Genomic DNA, 24,317 nt, shown 5'->3' with positions numbered 1-24,317 from the left:
CAAGACGGGCATGAGCGACAATCCCAATCCCAAGGTCAAGTCCGGCGCCCAGTCGATCGGCGCGCTGATCGGAAGCGTGATCGCGCCAGTCTGCGCCAAGCGCGGCTTCGCTACCGCCGACCTGATTTCGTCCTGGGCCGACATCGTGGGACCGCGCTACGCGACCACCACGATGCCCGAAAAGATCACCTGGCCGCGGCGCGACCAGGCGAAGGCGCCGGCGGGCGCCACGCTCGTCGTCCGCGTCGACGCCGGCATGGCGATCTACCTGCAGCACGAGACCGGCGTCATGCTGGACCGGATCAACGGCTTCCTGGGCTTCGGCGCTGTGTCGCAGCTAAAGATCGTGCAGGGTGCGGTGTCGTCTCCGCGCAAGGCGGCCGTCGCCCCTGCCCCGCTCTCGCCCGCCGAAGAGGCCCAGGTGATCGAAACGGTCGCCTCGGTCGAAAGCGACGGATTGCGCCAGGCGCTCGAGCGGCTCGGGCGCGGCGTCTACGCCTCGGCCAGGCGTCCCTGACGACCGGCGGCAAGCCCCTCTCCCTTCAACTTATCGAGAAACGCCATATTTGATGTGGTAGGTTTCGCGCCAAGCGTGCCATTCGTTCCGCTGTCCGGACGCCAGTACGGCGCCGGGGCAAAAGGAGATGCAGGATCTTGAAGTTCAATCGCAGACAGTTTCTCGGCCAGGTCGGTGCCGGTTCGCTCGCCCTCGGCGCCGTGTCGATGCTGCCGCGCTCGGCCGCCGCCGCCGACAAGGTCGACCTCGCCGAACTGCTGAAGCCCGGTCCGCTCGGTGACAACCAGCTCGGCGACCCGAAGTCCGCGCAAAGCGTCGTCGAGTACGCTTCGCTGACCTGCTCGCACTGCAAGCACTTCCACGACACGACCTGGAAGCCGTTCCGCGAAAAGTATGTCGACACCAACAAGGTGAACTTCATCCTCCGCGACTTCCCGCTCGACCCGCTGGCGACGGCCGCCATCATGCTGTGCCACGCCGCCCCCAACAACAACTTCTTCCCCATGGTCGACCTCCTGTTCGACCAGCAGGAAAAGTGGGCCTTCGTCGACAACCCCGTCCCCGCCCTTCTCGAGCTTTCCAAGCAGGTTGGTTTTACACAGGAGACTTTCGAGCTCACCTTGAAAAACCAGGCCCTGCTCGATGGAGTGAATGCCGTCAAGGAACGGGGCGCGAACGTCTTCGGCGTCAACGCCACCCCGACCTTCTTCATCAACGGGAACAGGAACCCGGGTGCCCTCACGATCGAGGAAATGGACAAGCTGCTGGCCTAAGCGCCCGCCCCTTCCGCTGTCCGCCGTCGCGACGTCGCCGAGGCGTCTTCGCGACGGTTATCTTCCGTTCGATCCAATGTCAGGCCCTCCCGTCGCCGGGAGGGTTTTTCCTATGCAGTCTCTCTTCTCGCAGTCCGCGCCCTCCAGTTCCGGTCCCGCGTCATGAAATTCACGCGGCTCCGCGTCCACGGCTTCAAGTCCTTCGTCGAGAACACCGATTTCCTGATCGAGCCCGGCCTGACCGGCGTCGTCGGGCCGAATGGCTGCGGCAAGTCGAATCTCGTCGAGGCGCTGCGCTGGGTGATGGGCGAAAGCTCCTACAAGAACATGCGCGCGTCCGGCATGGACGACGTCATCTTTGCCGGCAGTGGCAAGCGCCCGGCGCGCAATTCGGCCGAGGTCACCCTCGTGGTCGACAACCAGGACCGGATGGCGCCGGCCGCCTTCAACGACGCCGACGTCCTGGAAGTGACGCGCCGGATCGAGCGCGAATCGGGCTCGGTCTACAAGATCAACGGCAAGGACGTGCGCGCCCGCGACGTGCAATTGCTGTTCGCCGACGCCTCGACGGGCGCGCGATCGCCCGCCATGGTCGGCCAGGGCCGGATCGGCGAGCTGATCTCGGCCAAGCCGCAGGCCCGCCGCGCCGTGCTGGAAGAGGCCGCCGGCATCTCCGGCCTCTATTCCCGCCGCAACGAGGCCGAGCTCCGGCTGCGCGCGGCCGAGCAGAACCTCGAGCGTCTCGAAGACGTACTCTCCGAGCTGGAGAACCAGCTCGAGGCGCTGAAGCGGCAGGCCCGGCAGGCGAACCGCTACCGCAACCTTTCCGCCGACATCCGCAAGACGGAGGCGACCGTCCTCTATCTGCGCATGCTCGCCGCCGCCGTGCAGATGCGCGACGCCGAGACCGCGCTCGCCGCCGCCGGCGAGACGGTGGTGGCTCGCAGCGAGGCACAGGCCCGCGCCGCCCGCGACCAGGCGGTCGCCGCCAGCGGATTGCCAGCCCTGCGCGAGACCGAGGCGGGATCCGCCGCCGCGCTGCAGCGGCTGACGCTCGCCCGCGACGCACTCGACGCCGACGAGAAGCGGATGAAGGAGCGGCTGGTCGATCTCGATCGCCGCCTCGCCCAGCTCAACGAGGACATCCTGCGCGAGGAGCGCATGGTGCGGGAAAACGCGGATATCCTGGCCCGGCTCGAAATCGAGGAACAGGGACTGCGCCGCGAGGATGTCGAGGCTGTCGGCAAGCAGGCCGACGCCGACGAAGCCCGCCGGCAGGCCGAGGCCAAGCTGGCCGATACCGAGCGCAAGCTCGCCGAGGCGACCGCCGCCCATGCCGCCATCGCCGCGCGAAAGTCCGAGCTGGAGCGCGCCCATCGCGAGGCGGGCGAACGCACCGCGCGGGCCCGTACGCAACTGGCGGATGTCGATCGCGAACTGACGGCACTGGTCAGCCAGATCGCGGCGCTGCCGGGCGTCGCCCCGGCGCAGGAAGCGGTCGCCGCCGGCGAGGCTGCCGTCGCCGAGGCCGACGCCAAGGCGCAGGCGGCGGAGCGCCAGACGTCCTTGGCACGCGACAGCGAGACGGCAGCCCGAGCGCCCCTGGCCGAGGCCGAACGCGCGCTGTCCGGCATCGAGACGGAAGCCCGCACGCTCGCCAAGATCCTCGGTTCCGGCGCGCAGGCCGGCAGACGGCCGCCGCTTCTCGATACGCTTTCCGTCGCCAAGGGATATGAGGCGGCGCTCGCCGCCGCCTTCGGCGACGCGCTGGACGCCTCGGACGACCGCCAGGTGGCGGCGCATTGGCGCGGCGCCACGCCACTCGTCGACGATCCGGCCCTGCCCGAAGGCGCGCAGCCGCTGGCGATCAAGGTCAAGGCGCCCGCGCTTCTGACGCGCGCCCTGGCGCAGGTCGGCATCGTCGCCCGCACCGACGGACCCACCCTCCAGAATCTTCTGAAGACCGGCCAGCTTCTCGTCTCGCGCGAGGGCGACCTCTGGCGCTGGGACGGCTATGTCGCCACCGCCGAGGCGCCGACAGCGGCGGCCATGCGGCTCGCCAACCGCAACCGGCTGGCGGAACTGCAGGAAGCGGCCACCAGCGCCCGCGCCGAGGTCGAAAAGCATCAGGCGGCGCTGGCGCGATCGGCGCTTGCCGCCCGCACCGCGCAGGAGCAGGAACGTTTGGTGCGCGATGCCGGCCGCGCCGCGCAGCGCGCGCTGGATGAAGCCCGCAACCGCCTTGCCGCCGTGGAGCGCGAGGCCGGCCGCCTGACCAGCCGGCGCACCGCGCTGGAAGAATCGCGCGAGCGGGTGGCTGCCTCGGTCACCGAGACGGAAACTCAGCACGCGAGCGCCGCATCCGCGCTGGCCGAAGCGGCCGATCCGCTCGCCGCCCAGCAGCAGGTCATGATTCTCCGCGGCGCCGTGGCCGAGGAGCGCGGCGCGCTTTCGGAAGCCCGCGCCGCCGCCGATGGCCTGACGCGCGAGACGGAGGTTCGCCGCCGCCGGCTTGAGGCGATCGCGGTCGAAGGCAAGAACTGGCGCGAACGCGCCACCAACGCCGAGAGCCAGGGCCGCATCCTCGCCGGTCGCCGCAAGGAGATCGAGGCGGAACGGACAGGGCTTGCCGACGCGCCGGCCGAGATCGAGCAGAAGCGGCGGGCGCTGCTTTCGGAGATCACCCGGGCCGAGGCCGCCAAGCGCGATGCCGCCGACGCGCTGCGCGAAGGCGAGAAGGCGCTGTCCAGCTTCGACAGGGCCTCGCAGGACGCGATGACGGCCCTTTCCGAGGCGCGCGAACAGCGCGGACGCGGCGAGGAGAGGCTGAAGGCGACGCAGGAGCGCCGGCTCGAAATCGAATCGCGCATCCTCGAGATCCTCGATTGCGAGCCGCATGAGGTGGTGAAGCTCGCCGAGATCGATCCGGCCGCGCCGATGCCCGACCTCGGCCAGCTCGAAACACGCCTCGACCGGCTGCGGCAGGAGCGCGAGAAGCTCGGGGGCGTCAATCTTCGCGCCGATGACGAGGCGATCGAAGTGGCCGGCCGGCGCGAGGCGCTGATCAAGGATCGCGACGACCTGATCGAGGCGATCCGCCGGCTCCGCCAGGGCATTGCCAGCCTCAACCGCGAGGGTCGCGAGCGGCTGCTGGCCGCCTTCGACGTCGTGAACGGCCACTTCCAGCGCCTGTTCACCCATCTCTTCGGCGGCGGCGCGGCCGAATTGCAGCTGACCGAATCCGACGATCCGCTGGAAGCCGGCCTCGAAATCATGGCCAGCCCGCCCGGCAAGAAGCCGCAGACGATGACGCTGCTTTCCGGCGGCGAGCAGGCGCTGACGGCGATGGCGCTGATCTTCGCCGTGTTCCTGACCAATCCGGCGCCGATCTGCGTGCTCGACGAGGTCGACGCGCCGCTCGACGACCACAATGTCGAGCGCTTCTGCAATTTGCTCGACGAGATGGCGCGGACGACCGACACCCGCTTCGTCACCATCACCCACAACCCGATCACCATGGCGCGGATGAGCCGGCTGTTCGGCGTGACGATGGGCGAGCGCGGCGTCAGCCAGCTGGTCTCCGTCGATCTGGAGACGGCCGAGCAGTATCGCGAGGCGGGCTAGCCCGCCTCGCCGGGGATCCGCCCTACCGCAGCGCGTAGCCGCCATCGGGGTAGAGCGACGAGCCGGTGATGTAACCGCTCCGCATCAGGAACAGCACGGTCTCGGCGACCTCGTCCTCGGTGCCGGGGCGACCGAGCGCCGTCAGCGTCGAATAGTGCGCGAAGGCCGCCTCATAGACCTCGGCCGGACGGCTGCGCCAGAGGTGGCCGTCGATGGTGCCGGGCGACACGGTGTTGACGCGCACCGGCGCCAGCTCCAGCGCCAGCGCACGGCCGAGCCCTTCGATGGCGCTGTTGCAGGCGGCGTAGGCGGCGGCGCCCTTCAGCGGCCGCGCGCCGGCAGCACCCGCCATCAGCACGATCGAACCATCCTGCGAAATCCTCGGGATCGCTGCCTTCACGGCATGATACTGACCCCAGAACTTGGTCCGGAACGGGCTTTCGGCATCCTCGTCCGAAAGCGCGGTGATCGGGCCGACCTTGTAGGTCGCGGCCGGCACGAAGAGATGGTCGAGCGAACCGACCGCCTCGAAGAAGGCGGCGATCGAGGGTCGGTCTTCAAGATCGACCGGATGGGCCCGCGCCGAGGGACCGAGCTCCGCCACCGCGTGGGCAAGCCTTTGCTGCGAGCGGCCACCGATGACGACGGTGCCGCCGCCGGCGATCACGCCATGCGCGACGCGAAGGCCGAAGCCCGATCCGCCGCCGATGATGGCGACTGTCCTGTCCTGAAATGCCATGCCCTGTCCTTTCGATGCGAGGCGATGAGGCAGCCTATTCGCGCATGGAGGGATCGTATGCAGGCACCCGGTCCCTTTACTCGGGAATCCAATTCCCGAATGATGCGGGATGCTCCCCACATCCCGCTTTGAAGGCATCGCCGCCTTTGTCGAAACCGCCGAGGCCGGCAGCTTCACCGCCGCCGCCGAGCGGCTGGGCCTGACGCGCTCGGCCGTGGGCAAGAGTATCGCCCGGCTGGAGGCGCGGCTCGGCGCCCGGCTTTTCCACCGCACGACGCGCAGCCTTAGCCTGACCGACGAGGGGGTCCGTTTCCGCGAAAGCTGCCTGCGGGCGCTCGCGGAGCTGGACGGCGCCGAGGCGAGCCTCGCCGAACGCTCAGGCGAGCCGGCCGGGCGGCTCCGAATCGAGATCCCGGTCCTGTTCGGCCGGCAATGGATCCTCCCGCTGCTGCTCGAACTCTCGGCTCGCTACCCCCGGCTGGAACTCGACATCGGCTTTTCCAACCGCGTGGCCGACCTGACCGCCGAGGGCATCGATCTCGGCGTCCGCATCGGCGCGCTCGACGACGCGTCGGGACTGGTCGCGCGCCGCTTGGGTACGCAGACAACGCAGCTTTGCGCCGCGCCCGTCTATCTCGAACGGGCCGGCCGGCCGCGAAAGATAGAGGACCTCGCAGGACATGCCTGCATTTTCGAACGGCGGCGGGGCGGGCAATCGGGCTGGCGGCTGACGGATCAGGAAGGCGCGACGCGGGTTGTCGCGGTTTCGTCGCGCCTCGCGCTCGACCGCTCCGACGCGGTCGCCGACGCGGTGATTTCAGGGCACGGCATAGGCTGCCTGCCGGGCTGGCTCGTGGGGCAGGCCTTGCGGGCTGGCACGCTAGAGACCGTGCTGCCGGACATTTCCAGCGACGCGCTGCCGATCCACGCGCTCTGGCCGGCCCAGCGCCCGCTTCCGCTCAAGCTCAGGGTCGTCGTCGATGCGCTGGTGGGGAGATTCTCGCCCGTCGCCCCTTGGGACGAAGCCGGCTAGCCCGGCTTTCTCGCCTGGAACACCAGGATTCGCATCGGCATCCGGCCGGGATCGGGACCGAATTCACGCCGCAGTTCCGTCGCGATCGCGTCGACCAGCGCTTCGGGATCGACGCCGCCGCGCGCCCGAACCTCGGCGATGGTCGGATTGCCATAGACAAGGCCATCCGCGAACACGCGCGCATCCGGAATGGCGCCGCGCCGCGTCACGAAGTCGGTGCCGATATCGACAAAGCCTGCCTCCGCCAGCGAGGCGCGGATCGGCAACGGGTCCGAGCAGGAATAGGGGATGTGATAGAATTGCGGCGGGTCGGCGGGAAAGAACCGCGAAATGACTTCGTGGGCGATCCGGCCGCAGGGATTGTCGGCATGAGATCCCCAGGTGCTGAACAGATAGGTCCCGCCCGGCTCCAGCACGCGGAACACCTCGCGATCGCAGCGGCCCTTGTCGGGAAAGAACATCATGCCGAACTGGCAGACGACCGCATCAAAGGAATTGTCGCGGAACGGCAGCACCATGGCGTCGGCCGTCTGGAAGTCCGCCTGTTCGCCGGGCTGGAACTTCGACTGCGCCCGTTCGAGCATCGGTGCGTTCAGGTCGGTGACCGTGAGGCGGACGCTGGCCGGCAGATAGTCGCGCAATCGGCGCGAGAGGATGCCGGTTCCGGCCGCGATCTCCAACACCAGCGCCGGATTCAGCGCCGCAACGCGACGGGCGACATCTTCCGCGTAATCGGCAAAGAGAACCGGCCCGAGACCACTATCATAGTGTTCGGGAATGTCGCCGACGAACCTTGCGCTGTCACTGCCCATGCTGGCCTCTGGGTCGCAGATGGTGAAATAGGCGCGGCCGGATGCACGGCAAGGTGGTCCTTGGCCAGAATTCATCGCCCACTTGGCAACCGGGCCCGAAGTCTCTAAGTAAGGCGCACTGACGGAACAGGAGTTCAGGACAATGAAGCAGCAGGCCACCGCGACGGCGTAATCGCCGTAACCCGCCTGTCCTTGGTGCGCCCACCAGCGCCCTGCTTCTTTTTCCGGTATCTCCCATGTCTCTTCGCGCCGCCGCGTCGCTCGTGGCCCTGCATGACGTTTCGTTTGCTCTCCCCGAAGGCCGTCCCCTCCTCGATCACATCGACCTCGGCTTCGGTGCCGAGCGCACGGGACTTGTCGGCCGCAACGGCGTCGGCAAGTCGACCCTTCTGAAGATCATCACCGGCGAGACCCTGCCCTCAGGGGGCTCGGTCAGCCGCGCCGGCCGCATCGGCCTGCTGCGTCAGATCGTGCAGCCCGAGCCCGGCGAGGTCGTCGCCGACGCGCTCGGGATCGCCGCCGATCTCGAACGTCTCGGCCGGCTGGAGCGCGGCGTCGGCACCGACGAGGATTTCGTCGAGGCCGACTGGACGCTGGAAACCCGGCTTGCCGATGCGCTTGCTGCCGTCGACCTCGCCGGGCTGGATTCCGCCCGCCCGATGGAGAGCCTCAGCGGCGGCCAGCGCACCCGGCTCGGCCTCGCCGCGCTGCTCTTGGCCGAGCCCGACCTGATCCTGCTCGACGAGCCGACCAACAACCTCGATGCCGAGGGTCGTGCCGCCGTGGCCCGTATCCTCGCCGGCTGGAAGAAGGGGGCGATCGTCGTCAGCCATGACCGCGCGCTGCTGCGCGACATGGACCGCATCGTCGAACTCTCGGCGCTCGGTGTGCGCATGTATGGCGGCAACTACGACCTCTATGCCGAGCGCAAATCGGCGGAACGCGCCAATGCCGCGCGGGAACTCGACCTCGCCAAGGCCGAGGCCAAGGCGACGGAGCGCCGGATCCAGGCGAGCGTCGAACGCCAGCAGAAGCGCGACAGCCGTGGCGCCAGGGCCCGCGCCAGGAACGACCAGCCGAAGATTCTGCTCGACGGCAAGCGCGATCGCAGCGAACGCACTGCCGGCGCCCTCGGCCAGCGCGCCGAGCGCCAGAGGCAGGAGGCGGCCGAGCTGCTCGCCAGCGCAGTGGCGGAAGTCGAGCGGGTCGAGACGCTGGCGCTGCGCCTGCCTTCGACCGGCCTGCCGGCCGGGCGCGCCGTTCTCGCCTTCGAGAACGTCGACTTCGCCTATCCCGACCTGCCGGCCACGATCCACCAGCTGAACCTCACCATCACCGGGCCCGAGCGTATCGCGCTGGTCGGCGCCAATGGCGCGGGCAAGTCGACGCTGCTGCGGCTCGCGGCCGGAAGGCTGGAGCCGACCGGCGGCCGCATCCAGCGCCCAGTCGCCAGCGCCATGCTCGGCCAGAGCGTCGAATTCCTCGATCCCACGCTGTCGATCGTCGAGAATTTCCGCCGCTTCAATCCGGATGCCAGCCTCAACCACGCCCATATGGTTCTGGCGCGCTTTCTCTATCGCAACCAGGCGGCGCTGAAGCCGGTGCATGCGCTTTCCGGCGGCGAAATGCTGCGGGCCGGACTTGCCTGCGTGCTCGGCGGCGCGACGCCGCCCGGCCTGCTCATCCTCGACGAGCCGACGAACCATCTCGACTTCGATTCGATCGCGGCGATCGAGGCGGCGCTCCGCGAATTCGACGGCGCCCTGCTCGTCGCAAGCCATGACGAGGATTTCCTGGAAGCCATCGGGATCGAACGTCGCATCTCCTTCCCGCTCGCTGGCGCGACAAGGGCCTTTCCAGCATGATCCCGGCATGATTCAGCCCGTCCAACCGCCCCGTCCCGCCGACCTGCTCGCCTGGTACGACCGCCATGCGCGCGTGCTGCCCTGGCGCACGCCGCCGGCGAAGCGCCGCGCCGGCGTGAAGCCCGATCCCTACCGGGTGTGGCTCTCGGAAATCATGCTGCAGCAGACCAATGTGACGACGGTGAAGCCCTATTTCGAGGCCTTCCTCGCGCGCTGGCCGACGGTCGGAGACCTCGCCGCCGCGCCGACAGAGGACGTCATGAAGGCCTGGGCCGGGCTCGGCTATTATTCGCGCGCCCGCAACCTGAAGGCCTGCGCCGACGCGGTGGTGCGCGACCATGGCGGCCGTTTCCCCGAAAGCGCCGCCGGCCTGCGCGAACTGCCGGGAATCGGCGCCTATACTTCGGCGGCGATCGCCTCGATCGCGCATGACGAGCCCGCCGCCGTCGTCGACGGCAATGTCGAGCGCGTACTGTCGCGCATCTTCGCGATCGAGACGCCGCTACCCGCCGCCAAGAAGGAGATCGGCGCGCTGCAGGCGCAGCTGACGCCCTTGGAGCGGGCCGGCGACTATGCGCAGGCGATGATGGATCTCGGCGCCACGCTCTGCACGCCGAAGCGCCCTGCCTGCTCGCTCTGCCCGTGGGAGACGGCCTGCGTCGCCCATGCGCGCGGCACCGAAGAGCGCTATCCGCGCAAGGCGGAGAAGACCGACCGGCCGGAACGCGCCGGAGCGGCCTTCGTCGCCATCCGCGCCGACGGCGCGATTTTGCTGCGCAAGCGGCCCGAGCGCGGCCTGCTCGGCGGCATGACCGAGGTTCCGGGCTCGGACTGGATCCAGGGCGCAAAAAAGTCGCCGGGTCCCGAGTCCGCGCCGCTCGCCGCCGACTGGCAGCGCATCGCCCTGCCGGTCATCCATGTCTTCACCCATTTCCGGCTGACGCTCGACATCTGGCACGCCCGCCTGCCAGATCGGCATCCGGCGCCCGGCGACGCCTGGTGGGCGAGCGCGGCGGATCTGCCGCATGAGGCGCTGCCCAGCGTGATGAAGAAGGCGATCGAGGCGGCGGCCCCCGGAGCGACCCGTAAACGCAAATGACGGCCGGGGACCGGCCGTCATCGCAACTCTGAAGCGCCAGCCTATTGCTGCTGTTGCTGTTGCTGTTGCTGCTGCAGCTTCTCGATCTGGTCGCGCAGACGGATCTGCGGCCGCTGCTGATTGTCGCCGCCACCCTGCTGGTTCGGCATGCACTGGCCGCGGCGGAAGGTGGTGCCTTCCGGGCAATCCGGCCGCTTGCGATCCTGCTGCTGGTTGTTGCGCTGGGGCTGATTGTCCCGCTGGCGTTGCTGCTGCGTATCCGGCCGCTGGCGATCGGGCTGCTGTTGCGGCTGGCCCTGCTGGTCGCGAGGCATGCGCTGGCGCTGCGGCGGAACGTCGACGCAACGACCATTGCGCAGACGCTGGTCGGGCCCGCATTCGACCGGCGCCGGCCGATTCGGCCGATCCGGCTGCTGGGCCTGGGTGGGCACGCAGCGGCCACGCCGCGAGACCGTCCCATCCGGGCAGTCCTGCGACTGCGGCTGCGGCCGGCGGATGTCGACGCAGCTACCGTTCACCAGACGCTGGCCACGGCCACAATTCGGCGTCTCCGAGCCCGGATTGACCGGCGGCGCGACCACCGGCAGGCAACGGTTGCCACGCCGGACCTGGCCATCCGGACAGGCCTGCTGGGCGACCGGGCGGCAACGGCCATTGTCGGCCCGCTCCTGGCCACGCGGGCATGGACGGCCCGGAGGCGCGACGCAGCGACCGTTGTCGTCACGGATCTGCGGCGGACGGCATTCGCCCTGCGGCGGCACGCAACGGCCGTTGTTGTCGCGCACCATCGGTGGGCGGCAATCGCCCTGCGGCGGCACGCAACGGCCGTTGTCGTCGCGCACCATCGGCGGGCGGCAATCGCCCTGCGGCGGCACGCAACGGCCATTGTTGTCGCGCACCATCGGCGGGCGGCAATCGCCCTGAGGCGGCACGCAACGGCCATTGTTGTCGCGCACCATCGGCGGGCGGCACTCGCCCTGTGGCGGCACGCAACGGCCGTTGTTGTCGCGCACCATCGGCGGGCGGCACTCGCCCTGTGGCGGCACGCAGCGACCGTTGAAGTCGCGCACCATCGGCGGGCGGCACTCGCCCTGCGGCGGCACGCAACGGCCGTTGTTGTCGCGCACCATCGGCGGGCGGCACTCACCCTGCGGCGGAACGCAACGGCCGTTGAAGTCGCGCACCATCGGCGGGCGGCACTCACCCTGCGGCGGAACGCAACGGCCGTTGAAGTCGCGCACCATCGGCGGGCGGCATTCGCCCTGCGGCGGAACGCAACGGCCATAGCGGTCCATGAACAGCGGCGGGCGGCAGCCGACCGGCGGCACGCAACGACCGTTGCGATCCATGAACATGGGCGGGCGGCATCCCTGCGGAGGCAGGCAGCGACCGTCGCGCGTCATGAACATGTCCGGCGGGCAACGCTGCGGGATGCACTGGCCACGGACGTAGATTTCGTCACGCGGGCAGCCGCAATAGCCGTTGGGCATGCGGACCAGATCCGGCGGGCAGCGCCAGGGAATGCAGCGCCCGTCGACGAAGGTCTCGTAACGCTCGCAATGAATCGGCGGGGGAAGGCAGGTGCCGTTCAGACGGATCATGTCCGGCGGGCAGCCGATAGAGACACAGTAGCCATCGCGGAAGCGCGTTCCGATCGGGCAACTGGGCGGCAGCAGGCAGGTATCGCCGACCAGGAACGTTCCGACCGGGCAACCGAGCAGCACCGGTGGCGGCGGGGGAAGCGGTTCCGAGAAACGCGGCGGCGGCGGCGGCGCTACAACGCGGCGACCGGGCACCGGCGCGGCCTCGCAGGGCAGCGTGACGACGGCGCCCATATGGCCCGAGAATGACCTGTCGCCCGGCTTGTCGCCATAGGCGATGAACCAGCTGTTGGTCGGCGGCGCGTTGGTGGGCAGCACAAGCTGGGTGTCGTTGCCCTGCAGGCCGTCCACGGGTTCGACGGAAGGCGCATCGCCCAGAAGCTGCTCGCCGGTCGACCAGAGCGTGACGGCGCAGGCGTTCATCTGGATGCGGCCGCTGGAATCATAGCCGCGGCCGAGGGCGACGCCGCCATCGGCATTGCGGTAGTCCGGCAGTTGGCCAACGGCATATTGCTCGGGCACCGGCTGCCACAGGCCAGGCTCGGAATCGACCCGCGTCTTCGCGCGGAAACGCAGCACGCGGCTGTTGCCGCCCTCCGCGACGTTGGTGAAATCATAGGCGCCGGTCGGCGGCGCGCGTTCGGCCACATAGAGCAGGCCGCGATTGTCGAAGGCGATGGAGGACACCTCCATGCCCGGGCCAAGCGCCTCCACGGCGGTCTCGAAGCGCGCATCACGGGCGAAGGAGCCGTCGCGGTTGATGCCGACGGACCAGATCTCCGGCCCGGCGGCGACGGAATAGAACAGGCGGTCGTCCCGCATGGCGAGCGCGAAGACCAGGCGCTCGGGATCGGCATAGCCCCAGGTCGCCGGCTGCTCCGTATCGAAGGACTGGCTGGCGATATCGACGGTGACGGGGGTCAGCGGCGCCTCGGCCAGGCCGTTGGCGGGGCGGGCCTCCAGCCCGTGGTCAAAGGTGCCGCGGTCCGTGCCATCAAGGCTGAGCTTGTGGATCAGTCCGGTCGCGCGGTCGGCGGCGAAGATCTGCTGGCTGCGCGGGTCATAGGCGAGGCCTCCCAGCGAAGCGGCGGCGTTGACGCCCTCATCGCCGATATTGGCGAAGAGCGTGACCTGGCCGGTGGTGCCATCGACGCGCCAGATCGAGGTCGGGCCACCGCGCTGCGCCGCCGGGCCGAACTGGTTGGGAAGGAACTCGGCGCCCTGCAGGCCGTGCAGCAGCCGCTTGAAGCCACCGCCCGATGCGTCTGCGAGGCCGATCGACAGACCATAGGCCGACGTCGCGGCGAGATAGATCGAGGGCGCCGGCGCATCGTCGAGCGCGACGCCGAACACCTGCCCGACCTGGCCGGCCTTGACCGTGAACGGCTTGGCGACGTCCGACAGCCCGCCCTGCCCGCCCAGTCGCGACAGGTCGATAACGCGAGCAGCGGGACCATCCGGCGGTATGACGAGATAATCGAGCGGGTCGGCGCCGTTCGGCGCCGGCCCCGTCGCCGCGCCGGAGAAGCCGGTAACGACGGCATCCTCGGGCCCGACGATCGCCTGTTGCGACTGGGCGCCTGCCGGATTGGCGGCGAAGCCCGCGCCGGCCAGCGACAGCAAAACGGCGCCCGATAGGCGCCGCATCCAGCTTCGTGATGAGAAAAATGCCGATTCCGCGCTGGCTTTGCACCGCGCCGTCATCGAGCCCGTAAACATGGTCGCCTCTCCCGGAACGTCATCCGTGGCGCGGGCAGCGGCCAAGCAGAGGTTAGAAGAGCCGCAGTCCCAGACACGAAGCAAGCTGATCTTCTTTGGCCGGAATCTACGCCACGGCAGAACTTCCAGCCAGCGGGAACATTATTAAGGCACGCGAAATTGTCAGTGACTGCCTTCACAGCGTCATGAAGAAAACGACACTGCAGGCAGTCAGTCGTTTCAAGGATATGTTTCAAGACATTCAGGAGCGAACGCCCATGAGCGAGATCCGGCACATCGTCTTCGACATCGGCAATGTCCTGCTGCGCTGGGATCCGGAGATCCCCTTCCGTCGCCTGATCCCCGACGACCGGGAGCGTCAGCGCTTCCTCGCCGAAATCTGCACGCATGACTGGAACCTGGAACAGGATCGCGGCCGCAGCTGGGCCGACGCCGAGACGGAGCTGATCGCGCAATTCCCGGAACAGGAAGCGCGGATACGGGCCTGGCGCGCCCACTGGCACGAGATGGTGCCGGGCTCGCTGGAGGAAACGCCCGGCATACTGGACCAGCTGATCTCGAACGGCCACGACGTCACCGCGCTGACCAACTTCGCCGAAGATACCTTCATCGAGGCGCAGGAGCGCTTTCCCTATCTGCGCCGGTTTCGCGGCGTCACGGTTTCCGGCCGCGTCGCGCTCGTGAAGCCCGAACCCGAGATCTACCGGCTGCACGCCGATACCTTCGGCCTGACGCCTGCGGCAACGCTGTTCTTCGACGACAACGCGGCGAATGTCGAAGGGGCGCGGGCGGCCGGCTGGCAGGCGGAGCAGTTCATCGACGCGGCGACCATGCGCGCCGACCTCGCCCGCCATGGCATCGAGCTCGATCGCATTGCGGTCGACGGCGTCCCGAACGCTTGACCCGCGCCCTCCCCCTGACCCCGCCTGGTTGACAACGCCGCATCTCATGTAACATTATTTGTTTCATGAGACACGACAGCAGACTTTCGGGCGTCCTGCACGTCCTCCTCCACATGCTCGAGGCCGGCGAGCCGATCACCTCGGAGCGCCTCGCCGAGATGATGTCGACCAATCCGGTCGTCGTCCGCCGGATCATGGCCGGGCTGCGCGACGCCGGCTTCGTCCATTCGGAAAAGGGCCATGGCGGCGGCTGGACCGTCATCTGCGATCCCGCTGCAGTCACCCTCGACGACATCTACGTCGCCCTCGGGTCGCCGCCGGTCTTCGCGCTCGGCCATCGCTCCGAAAATCCGGCCTGCCTGGTCGAGCAGGCCGTCAACGCGTCGCTGGAGAGCGCCTTCCAGGAGGCCGAACAGCTCCTGATGGAGCGCCTCGGCGCCGTCACGCTGGCCGCCCTCGCAGCCGACTTCCACCAGCGCTACCTCGCCAGGCGCGGTACAGAGAAGGACATCAGCCATGCCTCATGACGCCATCATCATCGGCGGCAGCTATGCCGGGCTTTCGGCCGCCATGCAGCTCGCCCGCGCCGGGCGCTCCGTCTGCGTCGTCGACAGCGACACGCCGCGCAACCGCTTCGCCGCCGCCTCGCACGGCTTCTTCGGCCAGGACGGCGCCGCGCCCCGCGCCATGATCGCCCAGGCGCGCGAAAAGCTTCTCGCCTATCCGAACGTCCATTTCGTCGGCGGCACGGCGATCCATGCCCATGCGATTCCGGACGGCTTCGCCGTCGATCTCGGCATGGGCGAGACGCTTCAGGCCGCCAAGCTCGTCCTGGCCTTCGGCGTCGTCGACGAGCTTCCCGACATTCCCGGCCTCGCCGGCAAGTGGGGCAAGTCGGTGCTGCATTGCCCCTATTGCCACGGCTACGAGTTCAAGGGCCGGCGGCTCGGGGCCCTCAACGTCATGGAAAAGTCGGTGCACCAGGCGCTGATGCTGCCCGACTGGGGGCCGACGACCTTCTTCCTCAACGGCGGCGCGATGCCGGATGCCGATACGCTCGGCCAGCTGCAACACAGGAACGTCGCGATCGAACCGGCCAGGGTCGTGGCGCTGGAAGGAACGGAGACGGAATTGTCGGGAGTGCGGCTCGAGGATGGCCGCGTCGTCGCGCTCGATGCCATCTTCACCGGCTCGCGCACGCGGATGGCGAGCCCGATCGCCGAGCAGCTCGGCTGCGCCTTCGAGGAAGGCATTCTGGGACCGGTGATCCTCACCGACGCCATGAAGATGACGACGGTTCCGGGCGTCTACGCCGCCGGCGACATCGCCCGCGGCATGCATAACGCCACCTTTGCCTCGGCGGATGGCGTCATGGCCGGGACCTCGGCGCACCAGGCGCTGATATTCGAACCGCTGGCGGCCTGATCCGACACACCAGCGGTCAAACAGGACACCGCGGGACCGGAGCCCCGCGGCGTCGGCTCAGCCTCCGGCTGCAGCCAGTTCGTCGCGGACGACCTTGCGGAGATCGTCGATCGAGGTCAGCCGTCCGTTGTGGTGGACGTGCCAGAAGGTCCAGCCGTTGCAGGCGTCGAAACCCTGCACCAGCGCGCCGACGCGGTGGATCGAGCCCACCAGCGCACCCGCCTCCAGCGAGCCGTCGGCCCGGACGCGGGCCTGGTGGCGACCACGGGAATCGGTCAGCACGGCGCCCGGAACGATCAGTCCGCGCTCCAGCAGCGTGCCGAACGGAATGCGCGGCTCGGCGCGCTTGCCCTTCAGCAGTTCCAGGGCGGCGGCCGGCGCCGTCTCGACCGCGTCGATGCGGGCGCGGGCGGCGTCGATATAGGTCTGCTCGCGCTCGACGCCGACGAAATGACGGCCGAGACGCTTGGCGACGGCGCCGGTGGTGCCGGAGCCGAAGAACGGATCGAGGATGACATCGCCGGGCTTCGACGAGGCCAGCATCACGCGGGCCAGCAGCGCTTCCGGCTTCTGGGTCGGATGGACCTTCTGGCCGTCCTCGCCCTTCAGCCGCTCGCCGCCGGTGCAGATCGGCAGCAGCCAGTCGGAGCGCATCTGGACGTCATCGTTGAAGGCCTTCATGGCCTCGTAGTTGAAGGTGTATTTCGAGCCCTGCCCGCGCGACGCCCAGATCATCGTCTCATGCGCGTTGGTGAAGCGCTTGCCGCGGAAGTTCGGCATCGGGTTGGCCTTGCGCCAGACGACGTCGTTCAGGATCCAGAAGCCGAGGTCCTGCAGCATCGCGCCGACGCGGAAGATGTTGTGATAGGAGCCGATGACCCAGAGCGCGCCATCCGGCTTCAGGACGCGGCGCACGGCCAGCAGCCAGGCACGGGTGAAGGCGTCATAGGCCTCGAAGCTGTCGAACTTGTCCCAGTGATCGTCGACGGCATCGACGACCGAATGGTCCGGGCGGGTCAATCCGCCTTCGAGCTGCAGGTTGTAGGGCGGGTCGGCGAAGACGAGGTCGACGGATGCCGACGGCAGCTTCTCCAACGCGGCGACGCAATCGCCCTTGATGATGGTGTCGAGCCAGGGTGCCTGGTTCGCGATCTCGGCCGGCTTCCGCGCAAGTGCCTTCATTTTCCCAACTCCCCGACGCAACAAAACATGCGCCTATGGTTAGCGAACAGGGTGAAGGACCCGTTACGAAGCATGGTTAATCAATTCTAACCATGCGAAATCGCACGATTTTGCCGCCTTCGGCATCGTTTCGCCCAAAGTCTTGGTCTATGGTTCCGCCTCGAACGGGCCCGGCGCCGGGCCACACCATCGAGGCCACCATGATCCGCGGTTTTCTTGCCCTGCCGGCTGCGCTGGCTCTTCTCTGCGCCACCAGCGTCAGCGTGCTCGCCGACGACGTGATGCTCGTCCTCGACGCTTCCGCCTCGATGGGCGGCAAGCTCGGACGCGACCGAAAGATAGATCTGGTGGCCGACAGCGTCGAGACGGCCGTCGCCGACTTCCCGACCGAGGCACGCATCGGCGTCCTCGCCTTCGGCGCCAAGAGCAAGACCAGCTGCTCGGATGCCGAGGTCGTCCTCCGGCCCCAGCGCAACAACAACGATCTCGCCGCCGCGGCGGCGGCCAAGCTTCAGCCTCGCGGCAAGGCGCCGCTCGCCGTCGCCGTCGAGCGCGCCGCCAACGCCCTCGACTACAAGAAGGAACGCGCCACCGTCATCGTCTTCGTCGACAAGGTCGAGGCCTGCGACGCCAATCCCTGCGTGCTGGCGGAATCGCTCGCCAAGCGCGCCAAGGACCTGACGGTGGAAGTGATCGGCCTCGGCCTCGAGGACAAGGACATCGAGAGCGTTGCCTGCCTGGCCGAGATGACCGGCGGCAAGTTCATCAACGCCAAGGACGGCACCGACGTCGCCGGCGGCCTCGCCGCCGCGCTTGCGGCCGCCAAGGCGCCGCCGCCGAACCTGCCCGCGGCCCATATCGAGGCGCCGGCCAAGGTCATCCAGTCGAGCGTGTTCGATGTCGCCTATGACGGCCCCAAGGCCAAGGGCGACCGCGTGCAGATCGTCTGGCCGGGCCTGCCGGCCGGCTCGGAAATCCGCAGCGTGCTCGTCGCCAAGGACGGCAAGATGCGCAAGCTGCGCGCCCCGGCCGAACCCGGCACCTACGAGGTCCGTTACTACCATCCCGAGCTCAACGTCGTGCTGGCGACCCAGTCGATCGACGTCGAGGTGCAGCCGACCACCGTCGCCGTGCCCGAGCATGTCGGGGCCGGCGCGCCCTTCAGCGTGGCCTGGTCCGGCCCCGCCGTCGCATCCGATGCCATCGAGATCGCACCGGAGCTCGCCGAGACCAAGCTGGCGAGCCTGAAGGTCAACAAGGACGGCCGCGCCCTCACCTTCACGGCGCCGATCGCCGCCGGCCGCTACGAGGTGCGCTACCGATCGGCCGCCGACAATTCGGTCGCCGCCAGCACCGTCTTCACCGTCGACCCGCCCTCAGCCTCGCTGAACGGCCCCGACAGCGCCAAGGCCGGCAGCCAGATCAAGGTCGACTGGAAAGGCCCGGCGGCCCGATTCGACGACGTCGTCATCGCCCGCGCCGACATGCAGGCCGGCGAGCATGTGACCTTGGCGCGCATCCGCCCGGACCGCCCGTCGGTCACGCTCGACGTCCCGACGGAAGCCGGCAGCTACGAGCTCCGCTACATCGCCGGCGACGGAACCGCGATCTTCGCCCGCGCGCCGCTGACGGTGCGCTAGGCCGCCCGACGCGGGCTCGGCCGGGCATCGGAACGAGACAGTTCCGTCCCGATCTGATAGAGAACCCGCGTATTTCCCGGATGGACCGCGGCAGGCGCCCGGTCCCTCCTCTCCTGCAACGCGCGATCTCGGCCGACGGGCCTCCACCTCCCGGGTTCCCGCACAGACTGACCGGAAAGTCCTCCATGCTTGTCCTCTTCGATTGCGACGGAGTGCTCGTCGATTCCGAAATCCTGTCCTCGCGCGTCGACAGCGAGCGGCTCACCGCCATCGGCTACGACATCTCGGTCGAGGAAATGTCGCATCGCTTCGCCGGCCTGACCTGGGACCGGATCTCCAAGCTGATCGAAGCCGATATGGGCCACGCGCTGCCGGAGAACTTCCACGCCGAGACCGACAGGGCGCTCGACGAGCGGCTGGCCAAGGAGCTGAGCATCATCCCCGGCGTACAGGAGATGCTCGACCGCCTCGACTATCCGCGTTGCATCTGCTCGAACTCCTCGCCCGAGCGGCTGAAGATCTCGCTGACCAAAACGGCGCTCTACGACCGCTTCCGTCCCTACATCTTCTCGGCCGTCGCCGTCCGCAACAAGCAGCCGAAGCCGGCTCCCGACGTCTACCTGCATGGCGCGGCCGAATTCGGCGTCGATCCCAAGGATTGCATCGTCATCGAGGATTCGACCCATGGCGTCCACGCCGGCCGCGCCGCAGGCATGCGCGTCGTCGGCTTCACCGGCGGCTCGCACTCCTGGCCGGGCCACGCCGACGCGCTGACCGCCGCCGGCGCCATCACGGTCATCAACCGCATGCGCGACCTGCCGGCCACCATCGAGGCGCTCGCCTCCTGGCATCCGGACGAGGTCTGACGCCCCGGCCATGACGGTCCGGCTGCGCGCCCATCACCTGCTCTGCATGCTGACCTATGTCGGCAAGGGCTACACGCCGGATTTCTGCGCCAACTACGACAAGATCGCCGCGCGACTGACGCGCGGCGAAGACATCGAGATCGTCGCCGGACCCGACGACGTCTGCGCGCCGCTGCTCGCGACCGAAGCGCCGCATTGCCACAACGACAGCGTGCTGGTGCGCGACGCACAGGCAGCCGCCGCGGCTTCGGACATGCTCGGCGCGACGGTCGCCCCCGGCTACCGCTTCGCGCTCGACGCCGCCCTGCTCGCCCGCTTCCGCGCCGCCTTTGCAGCGGGAACCTCGCGCACCGCCTGCGGCGGCTGCGAATGGTCGGGACTCTGCGACACGATCGCCGGCGCCGGCTTCGACGGTGCTCGCCTCTCGGGCGGCCGCTAGCGGCAGGGCCCGTTCAGCACCGGCGTTCGCCGCAGCATCCAGAAGTGCCGCCACCGGTCCAGCCGACGCCAGCCGCCAAACCGCAGCCGCACGCGGACACGCTGGTCGGCGGCGTCGAAATCGGCGGAAAACCAGCCGGCGCGCGGCGGAGCTCCGGTCGGCGGCCCCAGCTCCCGCACGAAGCCGATGGCGTCGCGCCCCGGCAGGGCGCGGATGGCGGGCGCTCGAAAATAGGGCATGGCCCGACATCGCCAGGCGATCGTCGCGGCCGTCAGATCCTCGGAAAGAACGAAATCCCGTGCCGGCTGGACGCGGACATAGGAGGCCCGGCTCTCATCCTGCGGCCGCGCGGCGATCCGCCCGGCCAGGAAGGATGGAATCGCATCGACCAGATCGGCCGCGGCATGGGCGAGCGACACCGAATATCGCGGCTGCGGAAAGGTGACCTCCGTCTGCGCCACGATGGCGCCGGCATCGATCGCCGGCGCGAGAAGATGGAGCGTGATCCCGGCCGCGTCTGCTGCCCGATCGAGGATCATCGCCTGCACCGGCGTCGGACCGCGATATCGCGGCAGGAGCGAAGGATGGAAGTTGAAGGCCCGGCCCGGAAAGAGCGCGAGCATCTCCGGCGGGACGCGGTGCTCGAAATAGGCGGAGATGAGCACGTCGGCACCGGCTTCCCGAGCCAGGCGCACAGCGTCCGGCCAGGACGCAAGGCGGGGAACCTCGATCCGCGGCACGCCGGCCGACCGCAGGCGGCGCCCGAGCGACCATTGCGGCGCGACGCGGCCGAGCCGCCGATCATGGCGCCAGTGATCCTCGTGCCCGGCGGCGGTCCAGAACGCCGCGATGCGATGGCCGCTCGCCAACCAGCGGGCGACCACCGCAGCGGGAGCCGGGGACGGACTGCCGAGAAAGAGCGCGGTCAGCGCCAACGCCGCCTCCCTACGTCGCGACCGATGTCGTTTACTTTACGGAATCCCGTGCTACCGTCGACGAATCAGAACGGGAGCATACTGCAATGAGCCTTCGCAAGCCCTACGCCAAGCCGGCCCTCGTCGCCGGCCCGCTGCTCGGCGCCGTCGCCGCCGTCGTGGTCGGCAGCAATTCGAAGGGATAGCCCCTCCGGCCGCGACCGGAGGGGGACAGCCTACTCCGCCGCGGCGGCTTCCGCCCAGGGCTCCGGCTTTTCCCATTTGAGCTTGGGCGAACGCGCGGCGCGCGTCTCATCCAGGCGGCGACGGGGTGCGTAGCGCGGCGCCTGCTGGAAGCGCTCCAGCTCGCCCGCCTTCGCCTTCATCACCAGATCGCGCAGCGTGGCGATGAAGAGGTCGAGCGAGGCCTTCGATTCCGATTCCGTCGGCTCGATCAGCATCGCGCCATGGACGACGAGCGGGAAATACATCGTCATCGGGTGATAGCCCTCGTCGATCATCGCCTTGGCGAAATCGAGCGTCGAGACCCCTGTGCCCTCCAGGAAGGTGTCGTCGAACAGCACCTCATGCATGCAGGTGCGGTCGCCGGAAGGCTGGCTCATCAGGTCGCGCAGGCCGGCGCGGACATAGTTGGCGTTGAGCACGGCGTCCTCCGACGCCTGCTGCAGCCCGTCCGAGCCGTGCGACAGCATGTAGGACAGCGCCCGCACGAACATGCCCATCTGGCCATGGAAGGCAGTCATGCGGCCGAAGGGGGTTTCGCCCGGCTTGAGCGCCGCTTCGCTCTCGACCAGCACCGGGTCGTTCCCCTCCATGCGAATGAAGGGCAGCGGCGCGAAGGCGGCGAGGCGCTCGGAAAGCACCACCGGCCCAGCGCCCGGGCCGCCGCCGCCATGCGGCGTCGAGAAGGTCTTGTGCAGGTTGATGTGCATGGCATCGACGCCGAGTTCGCCAACCTTGGCCTTGCCGACGATGGCGTTGAAATTGGCGCCGTCGCAGTAGAAATACGCGCCCGCCGCATGGATCGCCGCGGCGATCTCGACGACGTCGCGCTCGAACAGGCCGCAGGTGTTCGGGTTGGTCAGCATGATCGCGGCGACGTCGGGCGACAGCAGCGCCTTGACCGCCTCCGGGTCGACCGTGCCGTCGGCCCGCGCCGGGACCGTCACGACCTTAAAGCCGATCAGGGCGGCGGTGGCCGGGTTGGTGCCGTGCGCCGATTCCGGCACCAGCACGATGTTGCGCGTCTCGCCCTTGGCCGCGATGGCGGCCTTGATCGCCATCATGCCGCAAAGCTCGCCATGCGCGCCCGCCTTGGGCGACAGGGCGACCGAGGTCATGCCGGTCATCTCGAGCAGCCAGCGGCCGAGCTCGGCCATCAGCTCGACCGCGCCGCCGACGGTGGAAAGCGGCTGCAGCGGATGCACGTCGCCGATGCCCGGCAGCCGCGCCATCTTCTCGTTGAGACGCGGATTGTGCTTCATCGTGCACGAGCCGAGCGGATAGAGGCCGCTATCGATCGAGTAGTTCTTCTGGCTCAGGCGCACATAGTGGCGCATCGTCTCCGGCTCGGAGAGGCCGGGCAGGTCGATCGGCTGCTTGCGGGCGAGCTTGCCGAGGCGCGGCGTGAATTCGGCCGGCTCGTCGAGATCGACGCCGGTGACGTCATCGCGGCCAACCTCGAACAGCAGCGCTTCCTCGATCTGCAGGGCGCGGTTGCCGGTGAAGGTATCGGGCAGGTCGGAGGTCGCGGCGGTGGCAGCGACGGTGGGGCGACCCTGGCTGTTCATGCTCATGCGAGCACCTCCGAAAGCGCTGCGACGAAGGCGGCGCGGTCATCATCCGAGTTCACTTCGGTCGAGGCGACGATCAGGAGATCGGCGAGTTCCGCCTTGCCGGGTTCGAGGCGCGAGGCCGGCACGCCGGCGAGCACGCCCTTCGCCACCAGCTTCTCGACGATGTCGGCAGCATTGCCGGGCAGGCGGATCGTGAACTCGTTGAAGAACGAGTCATTCAAGAGGGTTACGCCCGGCAGCGCAGAAAGCGATTCAGCGAGCTTCACTGCATTGGCGTGGTTGATCCGCGCCAGCCGCGCCAGGCCGGTCTGGCCGAGAAGCGTCATATGAATCGTGAATGCCAGCGCGCAAAGCCCTGAATTCGTACAGATATTCGACGTCGCCTTGTCGCGGCGGATGTGCTGCTCGCGGGTGGAAAGCGTCAGCACGAAGCCGCGCCGGCCTTCGGCGTCGACGGTCTCGCCGCAGAGCCGGCCCGGCATCTGGCGGACGAATTTCTGGCGGGTCGCGAACAGCCCGACATAGGGGCCGCCGAAGGAGAGCGCATTGCCGATCGACTGGCCTTCGCCGACGACGATGTCGGCGCCCTGAGCACCCGGAGGCTCGATCAGGCCGAGCGAGATGACCTCGGTGAAGACGGCGATCAGCAGCGCCCCGACCTCATGCGCCTTCGCCGCGATCGGAGCGAGATCGATCAGATGGCCATAGACGGAGGGCGACTGCACCACGACGCAGGAAGTCTCGGCATCGATCGAGGCCAGGATATCTTCGGTCGCATCCGGATCGGCCGGCAGCGCCTCGACCGTGTCGCCTGCCATCGGCGACAGCGATTCGACGACGGCGCGATACTGCGGATGCAAGCCACCGGAGAGGACGGCCTTCTTCCGCTTGGTCAGGCGATGCGCCATCAGCACGGCTTCTACCGTCGCGGTCGAGCCGTCATACATCGAGGCGTTCGCCACCTCCATGCCGGTCAGGTGCGCGATCTGCGTCTGGAATTCGAACAGGACCTGCAGCGTGCCCTGGGTGATTTCCGGCTGGTAGGGCGTGTAGGAGGTCAGGAACTCCGAACGCTGGATCAGGTGATCGACGGTGGCGGGCACATGATGCTTGTAGGCGCCGGCGCCGACGAAGAACGGCACCGAGGAGGCCGCCACGTTGCGGGCGGAGAGACGGCCGAGCGTGCGTTCGACCGACATCTCGCCGGCGGCCCTGGGCAGGTCCAGGCCGTGGACGCGAAGATCCTTGGGAATGTCGGCGAAGAGATCGTCGATCGAGCCGACGCCGATCGCCGCCAGCATCGCCTGCCGGTCGGCCTCGGAATGGGGAAGATAGCGCATGGGACTACCG

19 protein-coding genes are annotated in these 24,317 nt (G+C 68.7%); 12 read left to right on the top strand and 7 right to left on the bottom strand.

The window, feature by feature from the left end:
• The first annotated feature begins 10 nt into the window (after positions 1-10).
• The 3 genes from WFK98_RS04010 (at position 11) to smc (ending at position 4,914) form a co-directional block, all read left to right on the top strand.
• Positions 11-517, top strand: coding sequence for a DUF721 domain-containing protein (locus WFK98_RS04010; protein WP_336799348.1), 507 nt, complete (start codon positions 11-13; stop codon positions 515-517).
• A 137-nt stretch (positions 518-654) separates the two neighbouring features.
• Positions 655-1,290, top strand: a complete 636-nt coding sequence (locus WFK98_RS04005; protein ID WP_266339848.1) for a DsbA family protein — start codon at positions 655-657, stop codon at positions 1,288-1,290.
• A 162-nt stretch (positions 1,291-1,452) separates the two neighbouring features.
• The gene (gene smc, locus WFK98_RS04000; RefSeq protein ID WP_336799347.1) at positions 1,453-4,914 is read left to right on the top strand and encodes a chromosome segregation protein SMC; all 3,462 of its coding nucleotides are present in this window, start codon (positions 1,453-1,455) and stop codon (positions 4,912-4,914) included.
• Between the two features lie 22 nt (positions 4,915-4,936).
• Here the strand turns inward: smc and WFK98_RS03995 are convergent, their stop codons facing one another.
• The gene (locus WFK98_RS03995) at positions 4,937-5,653 is read right to left on the bottom strand and encodes an SDR family oxidoreductase (RefSeq protein WP_336799346.1); all 717 of its coding nucleotides are present in this window, start codon (positions 5,651-5,653) and stop codon (positions 4,937-4,939) included.
• Between the two features lie 109 nt (positions 5,654-5,762).
• Here WFK98_RS03995 and WFK98_RS03990 point away from each other — a divergent pair, with 109 nt between their 5' ends.
• Positions 5,763-6,686 carry a LysR family transcriptional regulator gene (locus WFK98_RS03990; RefSeq protein ID WP_336799345.1) on the top strand — a complete coding sequence of 308 codons (924 nt, stop codon included), beginning with the start codon at positions 5,763-5,765 and terminating at the stop codon, positions 6,684-6,686.
• On the opposite strand, the gene WFK98_RS03985 is transcribed toward WFK98_RS03990, so the two are convergent.
• Positions 6,683-7,498, bottom strand: a complete 816-nt coding sequence (locus tag WFK98_RS03985) for a class I SAM-dependent methyltransferase (RefSeq protein WP_266339844.1) — start codon at positions 7,496-7,498, stop codon at positions 6,683-6,685. The genes WFK98_RS03990 and WFK98_RS03985 overlap by 4 nt on opposite strands.
• Before the next feature lie 236 nt (positions 7,499-7,734).
• Between WFK98_RS03985 and WFK98_RS03980 the strand changes: the two genes are divergently transcribed.
• Both WFK98_RS03980 and mutY read left to right on the top strand, forming a co-directional pair.
• The gene (locus tag WFK98_RS03980; protein ID WP_336799344.1) at positions 7,735-9,363 is read left to right on the top strand and encodes an ABC-F family ATP-binding cassette domain-containing protein; all 1,629 of its coding nucleotides are present in this window, start codon (positions 7,735-7,737) and stop codon (positions 9,361-9,363) included.
• A gap of 7 nt (positions 9,364-9,370) precedes the next feature.
• Complete coding sequence (mutY, locus tag WFK98_RS03975) at positions 9,371-10,462, top strand: A/G-specific adenine glycosylase (RefSeq protein WP_336799343.1); 1,092 nt, start codon at positions 9,371-9,373, stop codon at positions 10,460-10,462.
• Between the two features lie 41 nt (positions 10,463-10,503).
• On the opposite strand, the gene WFK98_RS03970 is transcribed toward mutY, so the two are convergent.
• Entirely contained in the window at positions 10,504-13,710 is a 3,207-nt protein-coding gene (locus WFK98_RS03970; RefSeq protein ID WP_336799342.1) for a hypothetical protein, read from the bottom strand.
• Between the two features lie 329 nt (positions 13,711-14,039).
• Here WFK98_RS03970 and WFK98_RS03965 point away from each other — a divergent pair, with 329 nt between their 5' ends.
• The 3 genes from WFK98_RS03965 (at position 14,040) to WFK98_RS03955 (ending at position 16,109) form a co-directional block, all read left to right on the top strand.
• Complete coding sequence (locus tag WFK98_RS03965) at positions 14,040-14,684, top strand: HAD family hydrolase (RefSeq protein ID WP_266339840.1); 645 nt, start codon at positions 14,040-14,042, stop codon at positions 14,682-14,684.
• A gap of 65 nt (positions 14,685-14,749) precedes the next feature.
• The gene (locus WFK98_RS03960; RefSeq protein WP_266339839.1) at positions 14,750-15,211 is read left to right on the top strand and encodes an Rrf2 family transcriptional regulator; all 462 of its coding nucleotides are present in this window, start codon (positions 14,750-14,752) and stop codon (positions 15,209-15,211) included.
• Entirely contained in the window at positions 15,201-16,109 is a 909-nt protein-coding gene (locus tag WFK98_RS03955) for an NAD(P)/FAD-dependent oxidoreductase (protein ID WP_336799341.1), read from the top strand. The genes WFK98_RS03960 and WFK98_RS03955 overlap by 11 nt, the downstream gene beginning before the upstream one ends.
• Before the next feature lie 57 nt (positions 16,110-16,166).
• Here the strand turns inward: WFK98_RS03955 and WFK98_RS03950 are convergent, their stop codons facing one another.
• Entirely contained in the window at positions 16,167-17,291 is a 1,125-nt protein-coding gene (locus WFK98_RS03950; protein ID WP_336799340.1) for a site-specific DNA-methyltransferase, read from the bottom strand.
• A gap of 200 nt (positions 17,292-17,491) precedes the next feature.
• Here WFK98_RS03950 and WFK98_RS03945 point away from each other — a divergent pair, with 200 nt between their 5' ends.
• From WFK98_RS03945 to WFK98_RS03935, 3 genes are all read left to right on the top strand, one after another.
• Complete coding sequence (locus WFK98_RS03945) at positions 17,492-18,931, top strand: vWA domain-containing protein (protein WP_336799339.1); 1,440 nt, start codon at positions 17,492-17,494, stop codon at positions 18,929-18,931.
• A 185-nt stretch (positions 18,932-19,116) separates the two neighbouring features.
• Entirely contained in the window at positions 19,117-19,797 is a 681-nt protein-coding gene (locus WFK98_RS03940; RefSeq protein WP_336799338.1) for an HAD family hydrolase, read from the top strand.
• A 10-nt stretch (positions 19,798-19,807) separates the two neighbouring features.
• Positions 19,808-20,236 (top strand): DUF1284 domain-containing protein, encoded by a 429-nt coding sequence (locus WFK98_RS03935; protein WP_336799337.1) that lies wholly within the window; start codon positions 19,808-19,810, stop codon positions 20,234-20,236.
• On the opposite strand, the gene WFK98_RS03930 is transcribed toward WFK98_RS03935, so the two are convergent.
• The 3 genes from WFK98_RS03930 to gcvPA all read right to left on the bottom strand — a co-directional run bounded on the left by WFK98_RS03930 (position 20,233) and on the right by gcvPA (position 24,307).
• A complete protein-coding gene (locus WFK98_RS03930; protein WP_336799336.1) occupies positions 20,233-21,171 on the bottom strand; it encodes a formyltransferase family protein in 939 nt (312 codons plus the stop codon). The genes WFK98_RS03935 and WFK98_RS03930 overlap by 4 nt on opposite strands.
• Positions 21,172-21,386: 215 nt before the next feature.
• Entirely contained in the window at positions 21,387-22,967 is a 1,581-nt protein-coding gene (gene gcvPB / locus WFK98_RS03925) for an aminomethyl-transferring glycine dehydrogenase subunit GcvPB (RefSeq protein ID WP_336799335.1), read from the bottom strand.
• A complete protein-coding gene (gene gcvPA / locus WFK98_RS03920) occupies positions 22,964-24,307 on the bottom strand; it encodes an aminomethyl-transferring glycine dehydrogenase subunit GcvPA (protein ID WP_336799334.1) in 1,344 nt (447 codons plus the stop codon). Before gcvPA ends, gcvPB begins: the two co-directional genes overlap by 4 nt.
• Positions 24,308-24,317: the final 10 nt, after the last annotated feature.

Source organism: Kaistia sp. MMO-174, assembly GCF_037147815.1.
Lineage (GTDB): Bacteria > Pseudomonadota > Alphaproteobacteria > Rhizobiales > Kaistiaceae > Kaistia > Kaistia nematophila.
This window is presented reverse-complemented; position numbering and strand designations above follow the sequence as displayed.